22 protein-coding genes and 1 pseudogene are annotated in these 24,793 nt (G+C 73.2%); 15 read left to right on the forward strand and 8 right to left on the reverse strand.

From position 1 onward, the window contains the following. Positions 1-35: 35 nt before the first annotated feature. Together cdgB and AMK24_RS25130 are read left to right on the forward strand one after the other, a co-directional pair. A complete protein-coding gene (cdgB, locus tag AMK24_RS25125) occupies positions 36-1,691 on the forward strand; it encodes a diguanylate cyclase CdgB (protein WP_073771139.1) in 1,656 nt (551 codons plus the stop codon). A gap of 144 nt (positions 1,692-1,835) precedes the next feature. Continuing rightward, positions 1,836-2,831: a CBM35 domain-containing protein gene (locus AMK24_RS25130; RefSeq protein ID WP_073771140.1), complete on the forward strand. Its 996-nt coding sequence runs from the start codon at positions 1,836-1,838 to the stop codon at positions 2,829-2,831. Positions 2,832-2,887: 56 nt separating this feature from the next. Here the strand turns inward: AMK24_RS25130 and AMK24_RS25135 are convergent, their stop codons facing one another. The 4 genes from AMK24_RS25135 to AMK24_RS25150 form a co-directional block, all read right to left on the reverse strand. After that, positions 2,888-3,307 carry a hypothetical protein gene (locus tag AMK24_RS25135; RefSeq protein ID WP_143203731.1) on the reverse strand — a complete coding sequence of 140 codons (420 nt, stop codon included), beginning with the start codon at positions 3,305-3,307 and terminating at the stop codon, positions 2,888-2,890. Positions 3,308-3,474: 167 nt separating this feature from the next. Continuing rightward, positions 3,475-4,401 (reverse strand): 1-phosphofructokinase family hexose kinase, encoded by a 927-nt coding sequence (locus tag AMK24_RS25140; RefSeq protein ID WP_073771142.1) that lies wholly within the window; start codon positions 4,399-4,401, stop codon positions 3,475-3,477. Between the two features lie 146 nt (positions 4,402-4,547). Next, entirely contained in the window at positions 4,548-5,705 is a 1,158-nt protein-coding gene (gene nagA, locus AMK24_RS25145) for an N-acetylglucosamine-6-phosphate deacetylase (RefSeq protein WP_073771143.1), read from the reverse strand. After that, positions 5,705-6,598, reverse strand: a complete 894-nt coding sequence (locus AMK24_RS25150; RefSeq protein ID WP_242435246.1) for an ROK family protein — start codon at positions 6,596-6,598, stop codon at positions 5,705-5,707. Before AMK24_RS25150 ends, nagA begins: the two co-directional genes overlap by 1 nt. A gap of 430 nt (positions 6,599-7,028) precedes the next feature. On the opposite strand from AMK24_RS25150, the gene AMK24_RS25155 reads away from it, so the two are divergent. Then, entirely contained in the window at positions 7,029-8,306 is a 1,278-nt protein-coding gene (locus tag AMK24_RS25155) for an ABC transporter substrate-binding protein (RefSeq protein ID WP_073771145.1), read from the forward strand. Positions 8,307-8,363: 57 nt separating this feature from the next. After that, positions 8,364-8,675 carry a DUF3263 domain-containing protein gene (locus AMK24_RS25160; RefSeq protein ID WP_073771146.1) on the forward strand — a complete coding sequence of 104 codons (312 nt, stop codon included), beginning with the start codon at positions 8,364-8,366 and terminating at the stop codon, positions 8,673-8,675. Positions 8,676-8,821: 146 nt separating this feature from the next. Here the strand turns inward: AMK24_RS25160 and AMK24_RS25165 are convergent, their stop codons facing one another. Beyond that, positions 8,822-9,502 carry a phosphotransferase gene (locus tag AMK24_RS25165; protein ID WP_073771147.1) on the reverse strand — a complete coding sequence of 227 codons (681 nt, stop codon included), beginning with the start codon at positions 9,500-9,502 and terminating at the stop codon, positions 8,822-8,824. A gap of 287 nt (positions 9,503-9,789) precedes the next feature. Between AMK24_RS25165 and AMK24_RS25170 the strand changes: the two genes are divergently transcribed. Further along, positions 9,790-11,163, forward strand: coding sequence for an alpha-lytic protease prodomain-containing protein (locus tag AMK24_RS25170; RefSeq protein WP_073771148.1), 1,374 nt, complete (start codon positions 9,790-9,792; stop codon positions 11,161-11,163). Between the two features lie 154 nt (positions 11,164-11,317). Further along, entirely contained in the window at positions 11,318-12,193 is an 876-nt protein-coding gene (locus tag AMK24_RS25175) for a dioxygenase family protein (RefSeq protein WP_073771149.1), read from the forward strand. Positions 12,194-12,299: 106 nt separating this feature from the next. Here AMK24_RS25175 and AMK24_RS25180 read toward each other — a convergent pair whose 3' ends face one another. Then, positions 12,300-13,976: a bifunctional 3'-5' exonuclease/DNA polymerase gene (locus AMK24_RS25180; protein ID WP_073771150.1), complete on the reverse strand. Its 1,677-nt coding sequence runs from the start codon at positions 13,974-13,976 to the stop codon at positions 12,300-12,302. 119 nt (positions 13,977-14,095) lie between these two features. Between AMK24_RS25180 and AMK24_RS25185 the strand changes: the two genes are divergently transcribed. After that, the gene (locus tag AMK24_RS25185) at positions 14,096-15,292 is read left to right on the forward strand and encodes a DUF2786 domain-containing protein (protein ID WP_073771151.1); all 1,197 of its coding nucleotides are present in this window, start codon (positions 14,096-14,098) and stop codon (positions 15,290-15,292) included. 36 nt (positions 15,293-15,328) lie between these two features. After that, the gene (locus AMK24_RS25190) at positions 15,329-17,455 is read left to right on the forward strand and encodes an FUSC family protein (protein WP_073771152.1); all 2,127 of its coding nucleotides are present in this window, start codon (positions 15,329-15,331) and stop codon (positions 17,453-17,455) included. 172 nt (positions 17,456-17,627) lie between these two features. On the opposite strand, the gene AMK24_RS25195 is transcribed toward AMK24_RS25190, so the two are convergent. After that, positions 17,628-18,149 (reverse strand): hypothetical protein, encoded by a 522-nt coding sequence (locus AMK24_RS25195; RefSeq protein WP_073771153.1) that lies wholly within the window; start codon positions 18,147-18,149, stop codon positions 17,628-17,630. A 254-nt stretch (positions 18,150-18,403) separates the two neighbouring features. On the opposite strand from AMK24_RS25195, the gene AMK24_RS25200 reads away from it, so the two are divergent. Beyond that, a complete protein-coding gene (locus tag AMK24_RS25200; RefSeq protein WP_030114590.1) occupies positions 18,404-18,646 on the forward strand; it encodes a DUF397 domain-containing protein in 243 nt (80 codons plus the stop codon). A gap of 36 nt (positions 18,647-18,682) precedes the next feature. Here AMK24_RS25200 and AMK24_RS25205 read toward each other — a convergent pair whose 3' ends face one another. After that, positions 18,683-19,189 (reverse strand): ATP-binding protein, encoded by a 507-nt coding sequence (locus AMK24_RS25205; protein ID WP_073771154.1) that lies wholly within the window; start codon positions 19,187-19,189, stop codon positions 18,683-18,685. A 359-nt stretch (positions 19,190-19,548) separates the two neighbouring features. Between AMK24_RS25205 and AMK24_RS25210 the strand changes: the two genes are divergently transcribed. The 6 genes and pseudogenes from AMK24_RS25210 to AMK24_RS33370 form a co-directional block, all read left to right on the forward strand. Beyond that, positions 19,549-20,412, forward strand: coding sequence for a helix-turn-helix domain-containing protein (locus AMK24_RS25210; protein WP_073771155.1), 864 nt, complete (start codon positions 19,549-19,551; stop codon positions 20,410-20,412). A 58-nt stretch (positions 20,413-20,470) separates the two neighbouring features. Next, a complete protein-coding gene (locus tag AMK24_RS25215) occupies positions 20,471-21,928 on the forward strand; it encodes an aldehyde dehydrogenase family protein (RefSeq protein ID WP_073771156.1) in 1,458 nt (485 codons plus the stop codon). Between the two features lie 195 nt (positions 21,929-22,123). Continuing rightward, entirely contained in the window at positions 22,124-22,765 is a 642-nt protein-coding gene (locus AMK24_RS25220) for a PadR family transcriptional regulator (protein ID WP_073771157.1), read from the forward strand. Between the two features lie 95 nt (positions 22,766-22,860). Next, the gene (locus tag AMK24_RS25225; RefSeq protein ID WP_073771158.1) at positions 22,861-23,850 is read left to right on the forward strand and encodes an ATP-binding cassette domain-containing protein; all 990 of its coding nucleotides are present in this window, start codon (positions 22,861-22,863) and stop codon (positions 23,848-23,850) included. Then, on the forward strand, positions 23,847-24,680 hold the full coding sequence (locus AMK24_RS25230; RefSeq protein ID WP_073771159.1) for an ABC transporter permease: 834 nt from the start codon (positions 23,847-23,849) through the stop codon (positions 24,678-24,680). The genes AMK24_RS25225 and AMK24_RS25230 overlap by 4 nt, the downstream gene beginning before the upstream one ends. A gap of 13 nt (positions 24,681-24,693) precedes the next feature. Next, positions 24,694-24,793 (forward strand): annotated as a pseudogene (locus tag AMK24_RS33370) (cell division ATP-binding protein FtsE); the annotation flags it as partial.

The raw sequence follows: 24,793 nt of genomic DNA on the forward strand, positions 1-24,793 counted from the left end.
CTGGAGTTGCTGTCGAGGTCCCGGGGGTGCGAGCGATGGAGGCCGAGTCGGAGCCGTACGTCCGCCTGGCGACCATGCGGCAGCTGCATCAGGCCGTCGCCGACCTCAACACGGCCCGGAGCCTGGCGGACACCCTCCAGAGCGTGGCCGACGGGATCGTGGGGGGCCTCGGCTACGAGCTGGGCTGCGTCAACCTGGTCCGGCCCGACGGCGACCTCGTCATCGCCGCCTTCGCGGGCAACGCCGCCGCGGAGGCCCTGATCACCGGCCGGGTCGGCTCCCGCGCCTCCTGGGAGCGCCGGCTCTCCATGGGCGAGGCGTGGGACGACCTCCGGTTCATCCCGCACACCGAGGGCTGGGTCCTCCTCGACGACGACGTGCCCCAGTGGCACACCGAGGGGCCCGAACCCCGGTTCGAGGACGAGTGGCACCCGCTGGACCGGCTCTACGCCCCGATGTACGCCTCCGGAGGCGGCCGGGACCTCCTCGGGGTCATATCCGTCGACCGGCCGCGCAACGGGCGCCGCCCCGGCGCATGGGGGCGCGAAGCGCTCCAGATGTACGCCTCCCAGGCCGCCATCGCCATCAGCAACGCCCGGCTGCGCGCCAACATGCAGCGCGCCCTGGTCCGCCTGGAGCGGGAGCAGCAGGCGCTGCGGGCCAGCGAGGAGTCGTTCCGGCAGGCCTTCGAGTACGCGCCCAGCGGCATGGCCATCGCGGAGATGGGCGGCGACCAGCACGGGCGGCTGCTGCGCACCAACGACGCCCTGTGCCGCCTCCTGGACCGCCCCGCGTCGGTGCTGCGCCGCCACTCCTTCGCCGACCTGGTCCACCCCGAGGACATCGGCACCCTGTTGCGCACCTCGGCCGAGGGCGGCCGGGCCGAGCTGCGGCTGAGCCGCCGCGACGGCACCTACCTCTGGGTCTCGCTCCGCAACTCGGTGGTCGCGGACACCGCGGACGGGCCGCGCTTCCTGCTCACCCACGTCGAGGACATCGAGGAGCGCAAGCGGCACGAGCTGAACCTCGCCCACCGCGCCTCGCACGACGCGCTGACCGGGCTGCCCAACAGCGCCGAGCTGAAATCGCGGCTCAGCGCCCGCATCTGCGAACGGCCGCACACCCCGGCCGCCACCGCGATCGAGGCGCTGGACGCGGCGTACGGGGACGTCGAGTCCTCCCTGTCCCACGGCTACCGGGCGGACGGCTACGAGGGCGAGGCGCTCCTGGGTGGCGGACCCTTCGACCACCACGTGCACACGGGGGCGCCCGACCCGGAGCGCGACGACGGGACCAAGGGGCTCGCGGTCCTCTTCTGCGACCTCGACGGCTTCAAGTCCATCAACGACCGCTTCGGGCACCACACCGGGGACGCCGTGCTCATCGAGGTCGCCCGGCGGCTGAGCACCTGTGTGCGCGACGGCGACACCGTCGCCCGGCTCGGAGGTGACGAATTCGTCGTCCTCGCGGACGGCCTCGGGGCAGCGGACGCCGCTGACCTGGCCGTTCGCCTGCGAAATGCCATCATTCCGCCGATAAGGGTCGATGGCCGGGCGGTCCGGGTCGGAGCGAGCTTCGGCATCGGCTGGGCCGAGTGCGGGATGAGCGTGGAAGAGGTCCTGCGCTCCGCCGACCAGCGGATGTACGTGGAGAAGCGGTCCCGTTCGAAGGTTCACCGCCGGGCGGGATGACGTTCACGGCCCGTTTCTCCCTCTACCCCGTACCCGTTCCCCCGGGGCAGCCCGGGCCCCCGAGCGCAATTCGGCGGCTGCTCCGTTCGGGGTAGGCTCGGCCGGTCGGCGACGGCTGGCGACATGGTGAGGAGTGACCCAGGGATGACGGCCGGAAACAACGGCGCGAGCAGGCCCGAGGACGACGATCCGTTCGGCTACCTGTACGCGGACGGACAGGCGGCAGGCGCCCAGGCGCCCGGCCAGGGCGGCTACGGCTACCCGGGGCCGGCCGCGCAGCCCGGCGTGCCCCGAACGTCCTACAACCAGGTGCGCGCCGTCGGCGAGCGCCAGTACGGGCAGCAGCAGGGCGGGTACGGCTACCCGCCCCAGCAGGGCTACGGCCAGCAGCCCGCGCAGCAGTACACCCGGCCGAACCCGCAGTACGCGGCCCCCGAGACCTACCCGGGCGGCGGGCCCACCGGGCAGCCCCCCGCGCAGGGCGGCCACGGCGGCGGTCCGGGCCGGGGCGGCCCGAACACCAGGGCGCTCCTGATCGCGGCGGTCGCCGTGGTCGCGGTCGTCCTCATCGGCATCGGCGCCGCCCTGCTCACGGGCGACGACGGCGACAAGGACGACAAGAAGGACGAGGCGGCCTCCTCGCAGGGCCCCGCCGGCGAGGTCGAGGAGTCGAAGAAGCCGGAGAAGGAGAAGCCGAAGGAGACCCCGAAGCCGGTCGAGCTGCCGAAGCAGGACGCGGCGACGCTGACGCTGGGCGGGCCGGCCACCGTGGACAGCTCGATCGAAGGGGCCCAAGGGGGCAACGGTGCGTATGTCACCGGCTTCAACCACGTCGGCTCATCCGTGACCTGGCGGGCGGACATGAAGCACAAGGGGGAGTACCGACTCGCTGTCCGGTACGCAGTCCCGGCCAAGGACGCCGACGCCACTCTGACGGTCAATGGCAAGGCGAATAGTCAACCGATCGGTTTGAAGAACTTCATCAAGTCTTCTGACCCGGAGTGGGAAAAGAACTGGCAGACCACATGGGCTCCAGTCACTCTGCGACCCGGCCCGAACGAGATCAAGATCTCCTGTGAGACCGGTAATCAGTGTGAAGTGATCCTGGACTGGGTCGAGGTCACGCAAGCCACTTCCTAGATGGCCGGGAAGCCCCCGTATTGCTTTCGGGGGCTTCCCATTTCAAGCGGGAGTGGCTAGGCGCCCCAGGCTGTGCAGGAATCCAGCTTCTTCTCGCCCTCGAATACAGCTGCTTCGACACCGACGTAGAATATGCCGGACGGGTTGATGGCGTACGACGTGTACTTGATTGTGCCGTTGTTCGCCCCGTTGGTGTCCTTCTGCCATCCCCACCTCGTGACCTTGCCGTTGACGTCCTTCGTGACGAGCCGCGCCCTTGCGTGATGGCCGTCGGCCTTGTCGTCGGAGAAGTACATGACGAAGTCGACTCGGTCGTCCGCGCCATCCCGGTTGGTGCTTACCTTGGCGGAGGCGCCGACGACGGCGCAGGAGGCACTGAGAGGGACGGCCTGCGCGGAACCTGCCATCTGCAGAGTTGCGCCCAGCGTAACTGCGGCGATTCCAGCAGCTTTGAAAGCATTCTTCCTGATGATCATTCTGGAAGATTATCATGTTCATTCGAGGTTTATGTGACGTTGAGCCCCAGATTTTTTCTGCGCACGAGGTGTACCGCGATTTTCGGCCTTTTTTTGCGGGATTCCCCGAGGTGGCGGGGTTTTCTTTGTTCCTCCAGACGGGGTGGAATATCGATATTGTCTGGTGATCAGGGCGTCGGAGCGTGCGGCTCCACCACGACGCGCGGCAGCAGCTCCGCGTAGGCCGCGGCGTCGAACTCACCGGCCGCCGGGGCCAGCACCGTCGCCGTGGACAGGGCCCCCGCGCGGGCCAGCCGCTCCGGCCAGTCCAGGCCCTCCACCAGACCGGAGAGCAGCCCGGCCACCGCGGAGTCGCCCGCCCCGGTCGGGTTGCCGCGCACGGGGGCGGGCGGGGCGGCCCGCCACACGCCGTCCGGGGTGAGGGCGAGGACGCCGTCCGGGCCGAGCGAGGCGATCACCGCGTGGGCCCCGCGGCGGCGCGCGTCGCCGGCCGCGCGCAGCGGGTCGCGGAAGCCGGTCAGGTGCGCCAGCTCCTCGGCGTTCGGCTTGACCAGGTCGGGGCGGGCGGCGATGCCCCGGCGCAGCGGTTCGCCGCTGGTGTCCAGCAGGACGGGCACGGCGGCGGCGCGGGCGGCCCGGACGAGATCCGCGTAGGCCCCGACGTGGACGCCGGGCGGCAGGGAGCCGCAGAGCGCGACCGCGTCGGCGTCGGCCAGCAGCTCCTCGTACGTCCGCAGGAAGGCGGCCCACTCGGCGGGGCTCACCTGCGGTCCCGGTTCGTTGAGCTGGGTGGTGTCCCCGGTCGAGCGGTCGGTGATCGCGAGCGTGCGGCGGGTGTTCCCGGCCACCGCCACGAGGGCGTCGCGCGGGGGGAGCGGGGCGAGGAGGGAGCGCAGGACGTCCCCGGTGGCCCCGCCCGCGAAGCCGGTGACCACGCTGTCGTGGCCGAGGGCACCCAGCACCCGGGCGACGTTGAGCCCCTTGCCGCCGGGGCGCTCGGCGACCTCGCCCACGCGGTGGCTGCCGTGCGGGACGAGCGCGTCGACGGTGTACGTCACGTCGAGCGCGGTGTTCAGGGTGACGGTCAGGATCACTCGCCGGTCCCTCCCTCGGTACGTGGCCCCAGCGGCGGGCGGGCCGCCGGCGGCCCGCGATTTTGATGATCATGTCAAAACGATGGCGGTCGGCCCAAGTCCCGGGGGCCGACCGCCATCGCTTCGTTACGTGCTCGCCCGACCGGCTACGCGGTCTTCGGCTCGACGATCCACTCGCCCCGCCGCATGACGCCCTTGAGGACGAAGTCCTCGTCGAGGACGACCAGGTCGGCGTCCTTGCCCGGTTCGAGCGAGCCGACGCGGTCGTCGACGCCGAGCAGCCGGGCCGGGTTGGCGGAGATGGACCGCACCACGTCCTCGACCGGAATCCGGTCGAGCGTGACGGCCCGCCGGAACGCGGTGTCCAGGGTGAGGGTGGAGCCGGCGATGGAGCCCCCCTCCACCAGACGGGCGACCCCGTCGCGGACCTCGACCGCGAGCGGACCGAGCTGGTACTCCCCGTCGCCGAAACCGGCGGCGTCCATCGCGTCGGTGATCAGTGCGACGCGGCCCGCGCCCTTGTGGCGGTAGGCCAGCTCCAGGACGGCCGGGTGCAGATGCGTGCCGTCGTTGATCAGCTCGACGGTGATCCGGTCGTCCTCCAGGAGGGCGGCGATCGGACCGGGCTCGCGGTGGGCCAGCGGCGGCATCGCGTTGAACAGGTGCGTGGCGACGGTCGCGCCCGCGTCGACGGCCTCCACCGTCTGCTCGTACGTGGCGTCCGTGTGGCCGATCGCGGCGATGACGCCCAGCTCGGCGAGGAGCCGTACGGAGTCGAGGCCGCCGGGCAGCTCGGTGGCGAGGGTGACCATCCGGGCGGTCCCGCGCGCGGCGTCCACCAGCTTGCGGACCTCGGCCGGGTCCGGGTAGCGCAGCAGCTGCTCGCTGTGGGCGCCCTTGCGGCACGGGGAGATGAACGGGCCCTCGAAGTGGATGCCGGCCAGGTCGCCCTGCTCGACCAGTTCGGACAGCTCGCCCGCGCGCCGGGCGAGGAAGTCCATCTCGCCGGTGACCGTGGAGGCGACCATCGTGGTGGTGCCGTGCTCGCGGTGCGTACGGATGCCGGTCAGGACCTCGTCCGCGGTGCCGGAGGTGAAGGAGGCCCCGCCGCCGCCGTGGTTGTGCATGTCCACGAAGCCGGGGACCACCCAGTGGCCCGTGAGGTCCACAGTCCGGGCGTCCTCCGGGGCGGAGGCGGCGATGCGGGCGCCCTCGACGGCCACCCGGCCGTCCTCGACGGTGCCGGTGGGGAGCACCACCCGGGCGCCGGCGAGAACGGTGCTGTCTGCTGCGCGAGGGGCCATCAGGCGGATACCTCCGTGGAGAGTAGATCCCAGGCGAGCAGCCCCGCGCCCAGGCATCCGGCGGTGTCCCCGAGGGCCGCCGGGACGATGTGGGGCAGCCTCTGGAACGTGACGCGTTCCTCGACGGCCGCACGCAGTGGTGTGAACAAGGTTTCCCCGGCTTCGGCGAGCCCGCCACCGATGATGAGCGTTCCGGGGTCGAGGAGGGTGAGCGCGGTGACCAGGCCCGCGGCGAGTGCGTCGATCGCGTCGTGCCAGACCGCGATCGCCGCCGGATCGCCCGACTCGACGGCCTTCGCGCAGTCCGCGGCGTCCGCCCCGGGGTCTCCGGAGGCGGCGGCCCAGGCCCGCGTCACCGCGGCGGCCGAGGCCAGCGTCTCCAGGCAGCCGCGCTGGCCGCAGCTGCAGTCGGGGCCGTCCGGGCGGACCACGATGTGGCCGATCTCGCCCGCGTCCCCGTGGGCGCCCGCCTCGATGGCGCCCGCGATGCCGATGGCCCCGGCGATCCCGGTGCCCAGCGGGACGAAGAGGAAGCGGTCCGTCCCGCGCCCGGCCCCGATGCGCCCCTCGGCGAGACCGCCGGTGCGCACGTCGTGGCCGAGGGCGACCGGGAGGGAGCCCAGCCGCTCGGAGAGCAGGGCGCGCAGCGGTACGTCGCGCCAGCCCAGGTTCGCGGCGTACACCGCGACGCCCTTCCCGGAGTCGACGATGCCGGGCACGGCGACCCCGGCGGCGACCGCGCTCCCGCCGAGGTGCTCCTCGCCGTGGGCCCGCAGCTCCGCCGCGAACGCGAGGATGGTCTCGACGACCGCGTCGGCGCCGCGCTCCCGGCCGGTGGCCCGCCGCGCCTCGTGGAGGAGGGTGCCGTCGGCCCCGACCAGTGCGGCCTTCATTCCGGTGCCGCCCACATCGAGGGCGATGACATGTCTCACGGGAGACAGTTTCGCCCGCCGGCCCCAAAAGGTCTAGTCCACTAGAGCGGTTTGTTACGCATCCATACAAAATGATGGGAGCGTGAAGACGGAGCGTTTTCCGCCGAAAAGTCGCCCACGGGACGCCGGGGCGGAAGGGAGTCCGGCCCAAAGGTCTGGACCAAGATACGGGTCGATGTCCCCGACTTCCAGTGGGCGCACGCCAGTTGTGGGCTCCAGGGCCCGTTTACGTTGCCGAAGCGATACTCCGGTGGTGTAGACCGCCGCATCGGCGGTGGGGGAAAATCGCAGTTCATCCGGACGGTTCGCGGCAGGGAAGCTCCGCCGCGGCCCAGCGGAGGCCGTCGGCCGACGTCGTGCGCTCCGTCCGTGAGCAAGACGATCAACGAGGATGGGCGAGGCTGTGCAGCGGCGCTATACGGGTCTGACCGCGGCGGTGGCCGCGCTGGGAATGACAGCGGTCCTGGCGGGCTGCGGCGGTGAGAGCGGAACGGGCGACGTCACGCTCAAGCTGGTCGCCGCCGACTACGGGACCGGCCCGGAGAACAGTTCCGAGAAGTACTGGAGCGGGGTCGCGACGGGCTTCGAGAAGAAGAACCCCGGCATCAAGGTCGACGTCACCGTCCTGCACTGGAAGGACGTCGGTCCCGAGGTCGCCGCGATGGTGAAGGCCGGCAACGCCCCCGACATCGCCCAGATCGGCTCGTACGCGGACTACGCCAAGGCGGGCAAGCTCTACTCCGCCGACGAGACGCTCGCCATCCGCACCACGGCCAACTTCCTCCCCTCGCTCGCCGAGGCGGGCAAGATCGACGGCGTCCAGTACGGCCTGCCCTTCGTCGCCAGCACCCGGCTGCTCTTCTACAACAAGAAGCTCTTCGACCAGGCCGGCCTGGACGCCCCCGAGACCTGGGACGACATCCGGAGCGACGCCACCGCGCTCAAGGCGAAGGGCGTCGACTACCCCTTCGCCCTGCCGCTCGGCGAGGAGGAGGCCCAGTCCGAGACCCTGATGTGGCTGCTCAGCGGGGGAGGCGGTTACACGGACGACGTCGGCGCGTACGACATCGACTCGGCCGAGAACGTCACCACGTTCCGCTGGCTGCGGGACAACCTCGTCGGCAAGGGCCTCACCGGCCCGGTCGCGCCGGGCAAGCTGGACCGGGCGAAGGCGTTCGAGGCGTTCACCGGCGGCAAGGTCGGCATGCTCAACGGCCACCCCACACTGATGGACGAGGCCGAGGCCAAGGGCATCGACGTCGGCATGGTGCCGCTGCCCGGCTTCGACGGCCCGACCAAGGGCTCCATGGGCGTCGCCGACTGGATGATGGGCTTCAAGGAGAACGGCAACCGGAAGGCGATCGGCAAGTTCTTCGACTTCGCCTACTCCGACGAGAACGTGCTGGAGTTCGCCGACGAGTACGACCTGCTCCCGGTCACCGGCAGCGCCTCCGCCACCATGGAGGCCGACAACAAGCACAAGAAGCTGCGCCCGTTCCTCGCGGCGCTGCCCAACTCGACGCTCACCCCCTACGGCAAGACGTCGTGGGCCACGGTCAGCGAGACGATCAAGAAGAAGATCGGCAGCGCGGTCGCACCCGGCAGCAACCCCGAGAGCGTCCTCGGATCGATAGCCGTCGAGGCGGCCCAGGCGGAGGCCGCGGAGTAACCCGCCCGGCCCAGGAGCACGGGAGGGGTGTCGGGGGCGGGCGTTAGGTTGGTTGATATGACCGCCCCCGAGCCCCACGAGCCCCCGGACCCCGAGGCCGCCCCGGCGCCCGGCCCCGGGCCGGACGGGGACGCGCCCGGCCGCGGCGCCCTGTCCGCGGAGGACCGGGCGCTGCTGGCCCTGGAGCGGCGGTCCTGGGCGGGCCCCGGCGCCAAGGAGCGGGCGATCCGCGAGGAGCTGGGCATCTCGCCGGTCCGCTACTACCAGCAGCTCAACGCGCTGATCGACGACGAGCGGGCGCTGCGGGAGGACCCGGTGACGGTGAACCGGCTGCGGCGGGTGCGGGACGCGAGGCGCGGCCGGCGCTGAGGGCGGTCCGCGCCGAGGGACGGACTGTGCCGAGGGGCGGTCTGCGCTGAGGGCGGTCGTCGCCGAGGACGGTCTGCCGGGCCGCCCCGGACGCCGTTGCGCGCGCCCGAAGCGTCGCGCGCGCCGGGAGCGGCGGGAAGGGGCCGCTACGGCGTGCAGTCGGCGACCAGCTCCACCGCCCGGCCCAGCCCGGCCCGTTCCTCGGCCGCGAGGTGCGGGTCCGCCTCCTGCCGGCTGCGGGCCAGGGCCAGATCGGCGGGCGACGCGCCGCCGTCGCCCGCCAGCTCCGCCAGGAGCGCCTTCAGCAGCGGCCGTACGTCCGCCCCGCCCGGGAGCGCCGGGCCGAGCGCGGTCCGGGCCAGGACCAGGGCCGACATCGCCCGGTCGAGGCCGGGCGGGCCCTCCGCCGCGGTGGACCAGTCGACGACCACCGCACCCGCCTCCGTCAGCACCACGTTCTCCGGGCGCAGGTCCAGGTGGAGCACGCGGTCCTCCGGGTCCGCCGAGACCCGGGGCGGTATCGCGTGCAGTTCGCGCAGCAGCCGGGCGAGCAGCGCCGCCCCCTCGGCCGCCCTCACCCGGCCCGCGAGCAGGGCCTCGGCCAGGGTCGGACCGGTCAGCCGCTGGAGCACCAGGTCCGTGGGGCGGGCTCCTTCGGCGGGCGGGCCGATGCGCGGTACGGGGAACCCGAAGGCGCCGACGTACGCCATCACGGCCAGTTCCTCGGTGGTGTCGGTGCGGTCCCGGTAACGGCGAAGGACCCAGGAACCGTCGAGTGCGTACACGTCGGCGGTGCGTCCCGAGCCCAGAAGTCGGCCTGTGTGCATGAGGGCGAACCTACCCGCGCGTCCCGCCGAACGGGAGGCGGCTGCCCCCCTCGCGCGACCGGGCCCCGGAATCGGGCCCGCGCCCGTCGGCCCGGTGACGGCGGGCGGACCCCGCGCGGCCCCGGCGCGGTGGCCGGGAGCCCGCCCCGCGCGGCCCCATAACGCCGGGGGAGGGGGGTGAACGGGATCTCCTGCGCCGGGGGCCGCCGCCGCTACGGTTTCGGCAATTCCCTGGTCCGGACCAACCCCCACCGGATCCGGACACCCCTTGAACCAAGGAGAGTCACGTGGAGAGAACCACGCTCCGCAGACGCGCCCTCGTCGCCGGCACCGCCACGGTGGCCGTGGGCGCGCTCGCCCTCGCCGGACTGACCGGCGTGGCGTCGGCCGGTCCCGCGGGCGCCGCCGCCCCGCCGGTCTCCGTCGACAGCCTGTCACCCGGGCTGCTGGCCGCCATGGAGCGGGACCTGGGCCTCGACGCCGACGACGCCCGGAGCCGGATAGCCGCCGAGCACCGTGCCGCGACCGTCGCGGCCGGGCTGGAGAAGTCCCTCGGCGCCAGCTTCGCCGGAGCCCGGGTCAGCGGAGAGAAGGCGGTGCTGACCGTCTCCACCACCGACGCCTCCGAAGCCGCCCGCATCACCGGCGCCGGGGCGCGCGCCGAGGTCGTCGGCCACAGCCTGGACCGGCTCGAAGGCGTCAAGAACGCCCTCGACCGGGCGGCGCTCCGCACGGCCCCGAAGGACGTGCCGGTCTGGTACGTCGACGTCGCGGCCAACCGGGTCGTCGTGAACGCCGCCAGCACCACCGCCGGACAGGCGTTCCTCAAGGCGGCCGGGGTCGACGGCGGCCTCGTCACCGTCGCCAGGTCCGCCGAGAAGCCCCGCGCCCTCGCCGACATCCGCGGCGGCGACGCGTACTACATGAACGGCTCGGGCCGCTGTTCCGTCGGCTTCTCGGTGACGCGCGGCACCCAGAACGGCTTCGCCACCGCCGGCCACTGCGGCCGCGTCGGCACGACCACCACCGGCGTCAACCAGCAGGCCCAGGGCAGCTTCCAGGGCTCGACGTTCCCGGGCCGGGACATCGCCTGGGTCGCCACCAACGCCAACTGGACGCCGCGTCCGCTGGTGAACGGCTACGGACGGGGCGACGTCACCGTCGCCGGCTCCACCGCCGCCGTCGTCGGCGCCTCGGTCTGCCGCTCCGGCTCCACCACGGGCTGGCACTGCGGCACCATCCAGCAGCTGAACACCAGCGTCACCTACCCGGAGGGCACCATCTCCGGGGTCACCCGCACCAGCGTCTGCGCCGAACCGGGCGACTCCGGCGGCTCGTACATCTCCGGCAGCCAGGCGCAGGGCGTCACCTCCGGCGGCTCGGGCAACTGCTCCTCCGGCGGCACGACGTACTTCCAGCCCATCAACCCGCTGCTCCAGGCGTACGGGCTGACCCTGGTCACCAGCGGCGGCGGCACGCCGACGGACCCGCCCACCGACCCGCCCACCGACCCGCCGGGCGGCACCTGGGCGGCCGGCACCGCGTACGCCGCCGGAGCCACGGTGACGTACGGAGGCGCGACCTACCGCTGCCTCCAGACGCACACGGCGCAGCCCGGCTGGACGCCGGACGTCGTTCCCGCGCTCTGGCAGCGGGTCTGACCGACCGCAACGGTACGACCGGGAGCAGCCCGGGCCGGGTCCGGCGCCGACCGGGCCGGGACCGGCCGGCGCGGCCCCCGGGCAGCCCTTCCTGAACCTCTCCGCCTCCCGCCTCCCCGCGACGAGGCCCCCCGAGGACTCCGAGGAAACCGTCATGACCCCACGCAAGGACGACACCCCCATCCCCCACGACCCGAGCGCCTCCGACGAGGCGTCGGGAGACCGGCGGCAGATCAGCCGCAAGGGCCTCCTGAAGGCCGCGCTCGTCGCGAGCGCGGCCCCCCTCCTCGCCGGAGGAGGCGTCGCGCTCGCGCGGGACGCCGCCTCCACTGGGAACGGGCCCCTGGCCCTCACCCCGGAGTGCGACGACGGCGACGACCCGACGCCGCCGCAGATGGAGGGGCCGTACTTCAAGCCCAACTCACCGCGCCGCACCAGCCTGGTGACCCCGAGCACCCCCGGCGTCCCGCTCACCGTGAGCGGCTACGTCTTCGGCCGGGCCTGCCGGCCCATCTCCGGGGCCCTGCTCGACTTCTGGCAGGCCGACACGAACGGGGCCTACGACATGGCCCAGTTCAACTTCCGCGGCCACCAGTTCACCGGTGCGGACGGCTCGTTCAGTCTCACCACCATCGTGCCGGGCCTCTACCCGGGCCGTACGCGCCACATCCACGTGAAGGCGCAGGCGCCCGGCGGACGCATCCTCACCACGCAGCTGTACTTCCCGAACGAGCCGCGTAACAACACCGACGCGCTGTTCGACCCGAGGCTGCTGATGAACGTCCGCAACGTCGGCAACGGACGCCAGGGCACCTTCGACTTCGTCCTGGACGTCGCCCAGACGCCCAAGCCGACCGATCCGCCGACCGATCCGCCCACCGAGCCGGGGACCAGCTGGGCCGTCGGCACCTCCTACCGCGCGGGCGACCGCGTGACCTACGGCGGGGTCGCCTACCGCTGTCTGCAGGCGCACCAGGCCACCTCGGGCTGGGAGCCGCCCAACGTCCCCGCGTTGTGGGAACGCGGGTAGACGAGGAGAGACAGCGAGCGCACCACCGCCCGCGCCCCGTTCACGCCGTCCGGCGCGTGAGCGGGGCGCTTCTCGCGCACCCGCGGGCGCACCCCGCGCCGCCGGTTCACTTCGCGTCCGCGTACCGCTCCACCACCGCCGTCGTGAAGGGGAACCGCACCGGCGTCCGGCCGAAGGCGGTCCGCCCGGCCAGCTCGCCCGCCGCGCGGACCGCCTCGACGACGGCGGGGCTCTCCTCGGCCGGGCAGTGCACGATCACCTCGTCGTGCTGGAAGAACACGAGCCGGGCCCGCAGCCCCTGTTCGTGGAGCGCCCTGCGCAGCCCGGCCAGGAGCAGCAGCGCCCAGTCGGCCGCGCTGCCCTGCACCACGAAGTTACGGGTGAAGCGCCCCCGGGCCCGGGCCGTACCGCTGCCGGGGCCCGCCCCCGGCCCCCCGGGGTCCTCCTGGGGGATGCCCGCCTCCTCGTCCTGGCCCGGCGAGACGACGGGCGGGCTGGTGCGGCCCAGCCAGGTCCGTACGACGCGCCCCTCCTCGCCCGCCCGCGCCGCGTCGTCCACGTAGGCGACGGCCCGCGGGAAGCGGCGGCGCAGTGCGGCCAGGTTCTTCAGCCCGTCCCCGGAGGTCTGGCCGTAGACCGCCCCGAGCAGCGCCAGCTTGGCGTGTTCGCGGTCGCCGGAGAACGCCCGGTCGGACAGGGCCTTGTAGAGGTCGCCCTCGTGGCTGGCCACCTCCATCAGCCCCGGGTCGCGGGAGACCGCCGCCAGTACCCGGGGCTCCATCTGGTCGGCGTCCGCGACGACGAGCCGCCACCCCTCGTCCGCGACGACGGCCTGCCGGATCACCTTGGGGATCTGGAGGGCCCCGCCGCCGTTGGTCGTCCAGCGGCCGCTGACCGTGCCGCCCGGCTGGTACTCCGGGCGGAAGCGGCCCTCGCGCACCCAGGTCTGGAGCCAGGACCAGCCGTGCGCGGTCCAGATCCGGTACAGCTTCTTGTACGCGATCAACGGCTCGACCGCCGGATGGTCCAGCTCCGCCAGCTCCCACCGCCGGGTCGACTTCACCGCCACCCCGGCCTGCGCGAACGCCTTCACCACATCGGCGGGCAGATCGGGGCGGACCCGTCTGCCGAACGCCGCCGAGACCTCGTCCGCCAGCTCGGCCAGTCTGCGGGGCTCGCCGCCGCCCGCGTACCGCTCGCCCAGCAGCCCGTCCAGGACCTGCCGGTGGACGTCGGCCCGCCAGGGCAGCCCGTCCCGGTGCATCTCGGCGGCCACCAGCATCCCCGCCGACTCCGAGGCGGTCAGCAGCCGCATCCGGTCCGGGTGCTCCGCCGCGTCGTGCCGGCGCATCTGGTCCGCGTAGACCCGCAGGAGCCCCTCGAACGGCACCCCGGCCCCCGACGGCGGCTCGAAGAGGGAGGACTGCGCGCCCGGTTCGGCGGACCGGGCGGGCGGGTCCGGCGGCACCGGCGCGTCGTCCAGCCGGGCCAGCGCCGCGGCGGCGGACCGGGGCTCGCCGAGCCGTCCGGCGTGCCCGAGCAGCAGCAGCTCGGCGCACTCGACGTCGTAGCACCGCTCGACCCGGACGCCGGCGGCCAGCAGGCGGGGGTAGATCCCGGCGGTCGAGCGCCACACCCAGCGCACCACGTCGGGGCGGGAGCGCACCGCCTCGACCAGGTCGGGCTCGGCGACGACGGGACCGGCGGGCGTGCCGTCCCGCGCCAGCGGCGCGAGCAGCGCCCCGCCCCCGTCCACGGCCGCCACCGCCCACCGTTCGGTCATGGGCGCGAGTCTGGCACCCCCCACTGACAACGCCCCGCGACCGACACCCCGGGCCGCCGCTCCCGCGCCCCGGCGGTGGGCCCGGCGACGGACCCCGGCCGCCGCCTACTCTTGGCCGGATGGAATCCGTGATCGACCGGGCCTGCGCGGCGGCCCTCTACGCGGAGGGCGACGCCGCCCTCGACACCGGCGCGTCCCTGCTGGCCGCCGCCCCCGAAGCCGACGCGGAGGCGCACCGGCGCGGCGAGGAGTTCGTCCGCCGGGCGTGGGAGCGGGGCTGGCACCCCGCCGACCTGGTGCGGTACGTCCGCCGGGAGCTGGACGAGCGGCGGGCGGCGCTGGCCGCCGCCCTGATCGCCGCCGAGACCGCCCGGTACGCGGAGCTGCCGCCCCGCTGGCGCCGGCAGCTCGCCGAGCTTCCGCCGCCCCCGCCGCGCAACCGGCCGGACCGGTTCAGCTACGCCGCCGACCTGCTGGAGCTGTACCGGCTGCTGCTGCGGCTGCCCGCCGTCGAGCCGGCGGGGCCCCTGCCCGGCGCCCCCGCCGACCGGCTGCACCGGCCGCCCGCCGCCGACGAGCCCCGCATGCTCACCCGGATCCGGGCCCTGCTGGCGAAGGCGGAGGCGACGGGCTTCCCGGAGGAGGCCGAGGCGCTGACCGCCAAGGCCCAGGAGCTGATGGCCCGGCACACCATCGACGAGGCCCTGCTCGCCGCCCGGTCGCACAGCCGCGAGGCGCCGGGCGCCTGCCGGCTCGGGGTGGAGCCCCCGTACGAGAGCGCCAAGGCGGTCCTGCTCGACGCCGTCGCCTCCGCCAACCGGTGCCGGGCCGTGTGGAACGACGACCTCGGCTTCTCCACGGTCGTCGGCTTCGAACCGGACCTGGAAGCCGTCGAACTGCTGTTCACCTCCCTTCTCGTCCAGGGGACGACCGCGATGACCCGGGCGGAGGCCGAGCAGCGCGCCGGGGGCCGCAAACGGACCAAGACCTTCCGCCAGGCGTTCTGGATGGGGTACGCGCAGCGGCTCGGCGGACGGCTGGCCGCCGACGCCGAGCGGGTCACGGCCCAGGCGGACACCGGCACGGACGGGGACGGCGGGAGCGACGGCGGAGGGCTGCTCCCCGTCCTCGCCGCCCGGGACGTCGCGGTCGCCGACACCGCCGAGCGGATGTTCCCGAGGACCACGACCACCCGGCTGCGCGGGGTCGACGACCCGGACGGCTGGCACCGGGGTACCGAGGCCGCCGACCGGGCCCGCGTGGGCGGCGCCCGGGACGGTTCGCGCCGGGGACCCGACGGCGAAATCATGGCGTAAGTCGGGCTTGCCCGGAATTGCGGTTAGGCTCGGCCCATGAGCTGGCTCCGGGCGCTGAAGGAGACCGCCCGTTCGGGGCTGGAGATCGAGCGGCAGAGGCTGGAACCCCTCATCGCCCTGCGCGGTGCGGCCGGTCTGGCCCTCGTCGTCGGCACCAGCCTCGTCCTGTTCGGTCCGGAGATCGCGGCCAGTTCCGCGTTCGGCGCCTTCCAGGCGGCCATCGCCACCTTCCAGCGCAGTTGGCGGCCACGCCCCGTCCTCGCCCTGGTCTCCGGCGTGAGCCTCGCCGTCTCGACGTTCGTCGGCTACGTCAGCGGGGCGCACGTCGTGCTCTTCCTCTGCCTGCTCGGCGTCTGGACCTTCCTCGCCGGCCTCGCCTGGGCGGCGGGCCCCACGGGCGGCATCATCGCCGCGTCCAACGTGGCGATCATGCTCGTGACGATCACCCTGCCCACCTCGGTCGTGGACGCGGCGGCCCACGCGGGAATGATCGCGGTCGGCGGGGTGGTGCAGGCGGCCCTCATCGTCCTCTTCCCGGTCCGCAGATGGGGCGCGCAGCGCGACGCGCTCGCCGACGCCCTGGCCGCCGAGGCCGACTACGCCCGGCGGCTGCGCCACGACCCGGTCGCCCCCTTCGACCCGCTGCCCCTGATGACGGCCCGCAGCGCCGCCGCCGTCACCCCGCGCCAGGCCCGCCGCCGCCCCGCCGAACTGCACGGGGCCCGGGGCGTCGCCGAGCGGCTGCGCCCAGTGCTCGCCTCGCTCGCGGACCCGGCGATGGGGGTGCCCGGCGACGGCCTGGAGCGGCTGTGGGTGAACGAGCTGCTGGGCGCCGCCGGATCGGTCCTGGACGCCGCCGCCCGGGCCGTCCGTTCCGGCGAACCGGTCCACCTCTCCGCCACCGACCTGGGCGTGCTGAAGACCCCCGACAACGACGTGATCCTCGTCGGCCCCGCCCGTCGCGCCGCCGACCGGCTCGCCGCCCTGCTCGACGACGTCCTGGAGATCGCGGAGGGCACCGGCACCGACAGCGGCATCCCCACCGACCTGGCCCCGGACACCCGGCAGCGTCCCACCCTGCTGAAGCTGGTGCCGGTGGTGCTGGTCTCCATGCGTCGCGAGCTGCACTACGGCTCGCCGATCCTGCGGCACGCGATCCGGATCGCGGTGGTCGCCGTCTCCGGGTACTTCGTCGGCGAGGCCGTCCCCCTGGGCCACGGCTACTGGGCCCCGATGACCGCCGTGATGGTGATGCGGCCCGAGTTCTCGCAGACCTACTCCCGGGCCGCCGGACGGTTCGGCGGCACCCTGATCGGGGTCGGGCTGGCCACCGCGATCGTGCAGACCGCCCACCCCGGCGCCCGGCTCTCCGCACTCCTCGCCGTCGTCTGCGCCGGGCTGATGTACCTGCTGATGCGCACCGGCTACGCGGTCGGCCAGGTCTGCGTCTCCGCCTACGTCGTCTTCCTGCTCGGGATGCCCGGCGGCGACTGGTCCCAGACCGTCACCGAACGCATCGTGCTGACGCTGGTCGGCGGGCTCATCGCGATGGTCTCGTACGCCGTCTACCCCGCGTGGGAGACCCCGCGGCTGCGCACCCGGCTGGCCGAGTGGCTGGTGGCGGACGGGCGGTACGCCGCCGCGGTCGTCGACCGGTACGCGGACCCCGCCGCCCGGGACGCCGAGGACGTGCGGGCCGCCCTGATCGCCACCCGGGAGGCCCGCGTGGCGTGGCAGGAGGCGCTGGCGACCGCCCAGCACGAACCCGTACGCCACCGGGGCATCTCCCGGGCCGCCGCCACCGACGCCCAGCACGCGCTGGCGCAGCTCGGCCGGTCCGCGATGGTGCTGGAGGCCCACCTGCCGTCCCGGTCGGCCGACCCCGTGCCGGGCGCGGCCCAGTTGGCCGAGGCGTTGCGCGGGGCGACGGAGAAGGCCGCCAGGGCGGTGCGCGAGCGGCGGCTGCCCGACTGGCAGCCGGTGGCGGACGCGGTGGCCCACTGGGACATGCCCACGGCGGCCGCGGACGGCACGACCCCGATGGGCGACCCGGTGGTGCGCTGGGGCGCGGCGCTGCTGCTGGAGGCGCTGGAGGAGTTCACCCTCGCCCTGGACGAGCGCGGCGGCTCCACCCGCGTCAGCAGCACCCTCGCCCCGGACTGAACGCGCGGCGAGGGGCGCCGCGGGGGGCGGGCCGGACCCGGCACCGCCCGGGCCCGGTGGCGGCGCCGCTGTACCGGGCGGCGGGCGCGGGCCCGGGACGGCCCCCTGGCGCGGTCCCCGGCGCCCCGGCGCTCCGGCCCGGGAGGGGCCCCGGCCCAGGCCGGCCACGGCCCTACGGTGCGGGGATCTCCGGCAGGTCCGGCATGCCGGGGAGCGAGGGCATACCGCTGGGGAGCTTGCCCGCCTCGGCCTTGGTGAGGGAATCCTTCGCGCCGCCGTCCCAGGAGACGACCAGCTTCCCGGCGTCCACCGACTCGATCGCGCCCATCGTGCGGTCGGTCCCGCCGCCCGTGCACTTCAGCGCGAGCATCGGCTCACCGCCCATGTCCTTCACGTCGCCCTGGCACACGGACCGGTCGGCGACGAGGGCGACCTTGCCGGAGGCGATGGACACGGTGACGTTCTTGCCCTCCGTCAGCCCCACCCAGGTGCCCTCCAGTGCGGCGGCGTCCGCGGCCCCGTCCCCGCCGGAGTCCCCCTGGCCGTCCCCGGCGCCCGGGGCCGCGCTCGCCGAGGCGTTCCCGCCCGAGCCCTTCGCCGGGTCGCCGTCGCCGTCACCGCCGCACGCGGTCAGCGCGTACGAGGCGGCCAGAGCGGCGATCACGATGGCGCCCGTGCGTAGAGACCTGGTCACGTGGAGTTCCCCCTTGCTGTTTTCCGAACGAAAGACCGCGCCACGTTACCAAGGCCCGTGCCGGTCAACTCCGGTGAGCGGGAGCGAAATAGGCGTGCCGTTCGTCTCTCTTCCCGGAGGGCGGCGAGGTGACGGAAAGTATGTAATCGAAACAACACCGGCGGTGCACGTGCATCTGCTCATGCATTGGCAAATGAACAGAGCTATGATCCGAGCTAGTTGACACCTGCACCTTGAATCTCGGGGAGCGTCCTGTGCACGACGTGTACAACGGCATGGCGGCCACAGAGCTTCGCGGAGTCGTCTGGCAGAAGAGCAGGCACAGCAACTCCCAGGGTTCGTGCGTGGAGTTCGCGCGGCTGCCCGGCGGGGACGTGGCGATGCGGAACTCCCGTCACCCCGACGGGCCCGCCCTCGTCTACACGCCCGCGGAGATCGAGGCGCTGCTGCTGGGCGTCAAGGACGGCGAGTTCGACCACCTCGCCGCCGGCGCCTGACCCCCGGCCCGGCCCGCGAGGGGCCGGGCCGGGGATTCACGGCGCCGGTTCCGTGTTTTCCGGGAGCCGGAAAAGAGCCCAGACCACTTTGCCGTACAGCGGCCCCGAAGGCAGTTCTCCGAACGGCACGGGGGAGCGGTACCAGCCCCAGCTGTCGCTGACGCATTCCACCAGGAACAGCCCGCGGCCCGATTCGGCCGAATCCGCCGCCTCGCCCGCCACCGGGCTCACCTGGCTGGGGTCGCGCACCGCGCACACCAGCCGCGAGGCCCACCGCATCAGGTGCAGCCGCACCGGCGGGTCGGTGAACTCCTGGGACGATTCGCCGGGCAGCGCGTGGCGCAGGGCGTTGGTGACGAGTTCGGAGACCACCAGGGCGACATCGTCGAAACGGTCCCCCAGCTCCCACCGCTCCAGGGTCGACCGGGTGAACTTCCGTGCGCCGCCGACCGCTTCGTAACGCGCGGGCAGAGCACAGGACGCCGATCCGGCAACCCCCGAGGGGTCGGTGGGGGGAAGCCCCTGCCGTAACGGCTCGAGCATCGTCGATCCATTCGTCCCCATACGAGGCACTCCCGGGATTCGCGGCTGTAGCGGCACTGCCTGTAGCGGTACTGCGGGGGGTACAGCGGCACAACACGAGCACGCAGGTGCGCGATCGCCATCGTTCCGAATGCGCAGGGCAGATGCAAGGGCAGATGCACGTGCACGCGCCGGACCTGCCCGGTAGCGTGGTGGTTGCGGGGTATTTCTTCCCGGGGCCAGTTTTGGAGCTTTCCGGACGTCTTCCCATTTCCGTAACCGAATGAGTACGGGGTGAAGCGTTTTGGTGGCAGAATCCGGCACTCGGGGTTCCGGGGGGCTCCGGGTGCCAGGGGAGAGCGAAGGGGAGGGCCGGACCGGTGTCGGCAGGCGAGTCGAGTGGATCGGTGGTGCGGCGCATCCTTCTGGGCTCTCAGCTCAGGAGACTGCGGGAGTCGCGCGGCATCACCCGTGAGGCGGCCGGCTACTCGATCCGGGCCTCCGAATCGAAGATCAGCCGCATGGAGTTGGGACGGGTGAGCTTCAAGGCCAGAGACGTCGAAGACCTGCTCACTCTCTACGGAGTCACGGACGAGGCGGAGCGGGACTCCCTTCTCGGGCTGGCCCGAGAGGCCAACGTGGCGGGCTGGTGGCACAGTTACGGAGACGTGCTGCCCGGGTGGTTCCAGACGTACATCGGCCTGGAGGGCGCGGCCTCCCTCATCCGCATCTTCGAAGTCCAGTTCGTGCACGGCCTGTTGCAGACGGAGGCGTATGCCCACGCCGTCGTCTCGCGCGGAATGCGCGGCGCCTCCGCCGCCGAGGTCGACCGCCGGGTGGCGCTGCGCCTGGAACGCCAGAAGGCCCTCGTCTCCGAGCGCGCCCCCGTGTTCCACGCCGTGCTCGACGAGGCGGCCCTGCGCCGTCCGTACGGTGAACGCGAAGTGATGCGCGCCCAGTTGAGGCACCTGATCGATATGTCGGAACGTCCCAACATCACTCTCCAGGTCATGCCCTTCAGTCATGGCGGTCATGCCGGGGAGAGCGGTTCGTTCACCATGCTGCGTTTCCCGGAATCCGATCTGTCGGACATCGTCTATTTGGAGCAGCTGACAAGTGCGCTCTATCTGGACAAGGCCGAGGAAGTCGCGCAGTACGAAAAGGCGATGTCCGCTCTTTCCGAGGACAGTCCGGGCCCGGACGAGAGCCGGGATCTTCTGCGCGGACTGCTCCAACTGATGTGAACAGTCACTACGATGACGTCACATCAGGAGTCTGCGAACGCCTGCAGTAAGGGATTGCATGTCCTTCTTCCGTGAACTGGCCCACCAGTACATCGACGGCGAGTGGCTGACCGGCAGCGGCTCGTGGGACATCATCGATGTCAATCCCTACAACGGCGAGAAACTCGCCGCCGTCACCGTGGCCACCGCCCTGGAGGTCGACCGCGCCTACCGGGCCGCCGAGCGCGCGCAGCGGGAATGGGCCGCGGTCAACCCCTACGAGCGGCGCGCCGTCCTCGAACGGGCCCTGCGCATCACCCTCGACCGGGCGGACGAGATCGCCGAGGCGATCACCGACGAACTGGGCGGCACCCGGCTCCGGGCGCGGTACGAGATCCGCGGGGCTGCGGAGTTCCTGCGCGAGGCGATCCGCCAGGCGCTGCGGCCCACCGGGCGGTTGCTGCCCGCCGTGGGGGACGGCCGGGAGAACCGGCTCTACCGGCTGCCCGTCGGCGTCGTCGGCGTCATCAGCGCCTTCAACTTCCCCTTCCTGGTGGGGATGAAGTCCGCCGCCCCCGCGCTCGCGCTCGGCAACGCCGTCGTCCTGAAGCCCCACCAGAACGCGCCGGTCGTCGGCGGCGGGCTGATAGCGAGGATATTCGAGGACGCGGGGCTGCCGGCCGGGCTGTTCAACGTGGTGATCACCGACAGCGCCGAGATCGGCGACGCGTTCGTCGAGCACCCCGTGCCCAAGGTGATCTCGTTCACCGGATCGGACCGGGTCGGCCGGCACGTCGCCGCCGCGGCGGCCGCCGGATTCAAGCGGACCATCCTCGAACTGAGCGGGAACAGCGCCCTGGTGGTGCTGGAGGACGCCGACATCGCGTACGCGGTCCGGGCCGCCGTCTTCAGCCGCTTCCTGTACCAGGGGCAGGTCAGCATGGCGGCCAACCGGATCCTGGTGGACCGGTCGGTGGCGGCGGAGTTCACCGAGCGGTTCACCGCCGAGGTGGCCGCCCTCAAGACCGGCGACCCGCGGGATCCGGAGACCCGGATCGGGCCGGTCGTCAACGCCTTCCAGGCCGACGCACTGGACGCCCTGGTGGACCGGGCGGTCGCGGACGGCGCGACCGCCCTCGTACGGGGCCGGACCGTGGGCAACGTGGTCGCCCCGACCGTCCTCACCGGTCTGGCGGAGGACTCCCCGCTGCTGACGCAGGAGATCCTGGGCCCGGTGGCCCTGCTGATGACGTTCGAGGGCGAGGAGGAGGCCGTGCGGATCGTCAACGAGGGCCCCTACGGCCTCAGCGGTGCGGTGCACACCCGGGACGCGGAGCGCGGGGTGAAGTTCGCGCAGCGGATCGTCAGCGGGATGTTCCACGTCAACGACTCCACCGTGCAGGACGACCCTCTGGTCGCGTTCGGCGGGGAGAAGACGTCCGGGGTGGGGCGGCTGAACGGCGAGGCCGTGGTCGAGGCGTTCACCACGCAGCGGTGGATGTCGATCCAGCACGGCCGCTCGATCTTCCCGTTCTGACCCGGTCGGCCCGCGCTTTCCGTATGCGCCCCGCGCCGCGGGAGCCCGGGCCTCCCGTACGCGCCACGCGCCATGCGGTGCGGGAGCCCGGGGCGGCTGCCGGATGGTCCGTACGCGCTCCCGAGGGCACACCGGGAGGCCGTGCGCAAGCGGGCGGGGCTACCCTAGTCAAAATTGAGTAGGAAGAGAGTGCCCATGTCCGCGATCCGGCTGCTGGTCCTCGGCGCCGTGCGCATGCACGGCCGCGCGCACGGCTACCAGGTCCGCAACGACCTGGAGTACTGGGGCGCCCACGAGTGGTCCAACGCCAAGCCCGGGTCGATCTACCACGCCCTGAAGCAGATGGCGAAGCAGGGCCTGCTCCTCGCGCACGAGACGGCCCCCTCCACGGTGGGCGGCCCGCCGCGCACCGAGTACGAGGTCACGGAGGAGGGGCTGGAGGAGTACCGCGGCCTGCTGCGGGACGCCCTGCGCACCTACGACCAGAACATGGACGTCCTGTCGGCGGCGGTCGGGTTCATCGTGGACCTGCCCCGCGAGGAGGCGGTCGCGCTGCTCAAGGAGCGCGTCGAGGCCATGAAGGGGTGGCGGAAGGCGGTCACCGAGTACTACACGCCAGAAGAGGGCCCCGAATCCCTGGGCCACATCGGCGAGATCATGAACCTGTGGGTGCACTCGGCGGACGCGGGCGCGGAGTGGACCCGGGGCCTGATCGCCCGCATCGAGGGCGGCGCGTACACCTTCGCCGACGAGGGCGACCCGTTCGTGGGGGTGCTCGCCGACGACCAGGAGAACCCCTACGCGACCGGGATCAGGGATCCCGGGGACGACGACTGATCAAGTTTGACTAATGCGGTCCCGGTCGTTACCTTCGACCTGCTAGTCAAGTTTGACTAAAAGCGTGGCGGAAGCCGCGGAAGGGTGGCGGGATCGTGACCGAGGCGATCGTCATGGACGGCGTGCACAAGCGGTACGGGGAGAAGCGCGCCCTGGACGGACTGGACCTGGCCGTCGGCGCCGGCACCGTCCACGGGGTGCTGGGCCCCAACGGGGCGGGCAAGACCACCGCCGTGCGGATCATGTCGACACTGCTGCGCCACGACGCGGGCCGGGTGACCGTGGCCGGTCTCGACGTCCGCGAGCGGGCGGGGGAGGTGCGGCGCAGGATCGGGCTGCTCGGGCAGCACGCGGCGCTCGACGAGAAGCTGGGCGGGCGGCAGAACCTGGAGATGTTCGGACGCCTGTTCCATCTGGGCGCGCGCCGGGCGGGCAGCCGGGCGGACGAGCTGCTGGAGCGGTTCGGCCTCGCCGACACCGGGCGCAAGGCGGTCCAGCAGTACAGCGGCGGCATGCGCAGGCGGCTCGACCTGGCCGCGTCGCTGATCACCGACCCGGACGTGCTGTTCCTGGACGAGCCCACCACCGGCCTCGACCCGCGGGGCCGGACCGAGGTGTGGGAGGCGGTGCGGTCCCTGGTGGGCGGCGGCACCACGGTGCTGTTGACCACGCAGTACCTGGAGGAGGCGGACCAGCTGGCCGACCGGATCTCCGTGATCGACGACGGCCGGGCGGTCGCCGAGGGCGCCCCCGACGAGCTGAAGGCCCATGTCGGCGGCGACCGGATCGACGTCGTCCTGCGCGACGCGACCCGGCTGGCGGAGGCCGCCGCGCTGCTCGGCGGCGACGGCCTGGCGCTCGACCCCGACCGGCGCCTGATCAGCGCGCCCGCCCCGGACCGGATGGCGGCCCTGACCCGGACGGTACGGGTGCTGGAGGAGGCGGGCGTCGAGGCGGAGGACATCGCGGTACGCCGCCCGACCCTGGACGAGGTGTTCCTGGCCCTGACCGGACGGCCCGGCGAGGAACCCCGTACGGACCGGGGCGCCCGGCCCCGTACGGAGCGGGCGGAGGCGGCGGCATGAGCGCGACGGTGACGACGACGGTGGCGCCCGGACCGGACGGGGCCTCCGCACGGCTCGGCTGGGCGTTGGCCGACTCCTGGACGATGACCCGCCGTGAACTGGCGCACTGGGCCCGGCAGCCCGTCGCGGTCCTGGTCAACCTGGTCTTCCCGGTGATGCTGCTCCTGATGTTCGCCTATCTGGTCGGCGGCGGCCGGGGCGTGGACGGCGACCCCACCGAGTACCTGGTCCCCGGCATGCTCGCGCTGACGATGGCCTTCGGCCTGGAGAGCACGATGCTCGCGGTCACCCAGGACCTCGGCAAGGGCGTCATCGACCGCTTCCGCTCGATGCCGATGGCCCCGGGGGCGGTGCTGGTCGGCCGCAGCGCGGCGGACATGCTCCAGTCGGTCGCCGCGCTCGCGGTGATGACCGGCGTCGGGTACGCGGTCGGCTGGCGCTGGCACCACGGCCCGGGCGCCGTGCTGGGCGCGATGGGGCTGCTGCTCCTGCTGCGGTTCGCGATGCTCTGGGTCGGCATCCACCTCGCCGTGGTGGCGGGGCGGCCGGAGATGGTCTCGGCGGTCCAGATCCTGGTCTGGCCGGTCGGCTTCCTCTCCAACGTCTTCGCCGCCCCCGAGTCGATGCCGGCCTGGCTGGGGGCGGCCGTCGAGTGGAACCCGATGTCCGCGACGGCCACCGCCGTACGGGACCTGTTCGGCAACCCCGGCGGCGCGACCGGCTCCTGGGCCGCCGAACACGCCGGGCTCCTCGCGGTGCTCTGGCCGGTGGCGATCGTCGCGGTGTTCTTCCCCCTGGCGGTGAGGAGGTTCGTCCGGCTCGGCCGCTAGGTGTATTGATCACATCGGCAAGCCGCGCGGAGAGATCCGCAAGGCCGTGCCGCAGGTCCTCGACCTCGTCGGCCTCGGCGGCAAGGAGGAGCGGATGCCCGGCGAACTGTCCG

The organism is Streptomyces sp. CB02366, assembly GCF_001905905.1.
Classification (GTDB): Bacteria; Actinomycetota; Actinomycetes; order Streptomycetales; family Streptomycetaceae; genus Streptomyces.